The organism is Streptomyces adelaidensis (assembly GCF_016598475.1).
Taxonomy (GTDB): domain Bacteria; phylum Actinomycetota; class Actinomycetes; order Streptomycetales; family Streptomycetaceae; genus Streptomyces; species Streptomyces adelaidensis.
The window spans coordinates 1-1476 of record NZ_JAEMUX010000229.1 but is presented as its reverse complement, the minus strand read 5'-3'; the positions used below and the strand labels follow the sequence as shown (position 1 = coordinate 1476).

1 protein-coding gene is annotated in these 1476 nt (G+C 69.9%); it reads right to left on the bottom strand.

The genetic code is table 11. The annotated features are described in order from the left end of the window. Positions 1-233: 233 nt before the first annotated feature. Positions 234-1476: helix-turn-helix domain-containing protein (locus I8N67_RS41480; RefSeq protein WP_234047115.1), on the bottom strand; the 1243-nt coding region annotated here is incomplete at its 5' end.

Sequence of the window (1476 nt, the reverse complement as noted above, 5' to 3'; positions counted from 1 at the left end):
GGGCGCGTTCGGCGGCGTCACGCTGTCGGTCGAGGGCTGCGCACACGTCGCAGCCCGGCGCGGGCTCCGGCGGCCGGGTCGGGTCCGGCAGGGTGACGGGCGGCTCCGGCGTGGTCTGCTGGCGGCTGCTGACGCTCATATGGCGACGCTACGAATACGGCACGTCTGGCAACAGCCACGGACCGTAGCCCTTCCAGGTTCCTCAGAACCCCAAGGGCTACGGACCATAGCCCCTACGCCACCCCGAAGAACTCCGCCAACTCCCGCTGCTGCCCCGTCAACCGCCTCCGCCCCGACGCCCGCAGAGACCGCTCGAACGTACCGGCGGCCATCCGCTGATGCCGTAGCCACTCCGGCGCCTGAGCATGCATCTCCGCGAGCACCGCCGTCGCCTCGTCCCCCTGACGCAAGGCCACATGCGCCTGCGCCACGTCGAGCCGATGCCGGTTCCACGTGTTCGCTGTCGCCGCCGCACCCGGAGAAGAGATCCTCCCCGACAAGCCCAGGGCCCGGCGCGGCTGCTCAGCCACAATCAGGTTCTCAACCGCTTGCAGCGCGACCACGGGGGCGCCGAACTTTCCCCATCCGTAAGGGTGCGAGGCCACCGCGCCGCCGAGCGCAGATCCGGCCGTGCGGGCGAGCCGCAGCATCTCCCGCGCCTCCCTTGGTCGGTTGTTGCGGGCAGCCGCCGCCGAGGAGCGCATCAGCAGACGCCCCCACACCCCGAGTTCGGTCTTGGTGGCGCGCGAGATCCGCGGCTCCACCTCGTCCGCCGTGGTCAAGGTGAGCAGCTCCGCTTCGTCGAGGCGCCCCTGCCGTGTCAGCAGCCAGCCCTGGAGGTACACGGCCGCCGCCGCCCTTGTTCGGTCACCGGCTGCTGTCGCGTCCGCCAGCGCGTCTCGGATGGCGGTGTGCGCGAGATCGTAGGCGCGTACCTGGGTGAGGTAGCGGCCGACGAGCATGAGGACGTCGGACCGAAGCTTGAGGGCTTCGGTGCGCTCGGGGCCTGCGTCGTAGAAGGCGGTGGCGCGGCGTGCGCTGTCAATGAGTGCGGGGAGGAACTGTGAGGCGTGACCGTAGTCGTCGCCGTAGTAGGAGGCGGCGAGGGATCCCGCAGTGATGCGCAGGTTCTTCAGGTCGGGCTCGGGCTCGACTGTGTCGCCGGCGAGGAGGCGACCGCCGACGGTCATGGGTGGGGTGATGGCCTGCCGCAATGGCATGAGGTCGACTTTGTCGGCGTCACCTCGAGTTGTGGCGTGAGGCGCGCCGGGCTCGAAGAGTGCCGACGTCTTTACGCGAAGCGCTCGAGCGAGCGCGTGATACGTGTCGAGCTGGCCCTTGCCGCCGCGCTCGAGCTTCTTCACTACGCCAAGGCTCAAGGCCGCCCGGTCGGCGAGTTGTTCTTGGGTGAGACCTCGAGCTAGCCGGTAGTCCTTGATGCGACCGCCGGGGAGGTCTCCTGTTGTGTCGGTGCGC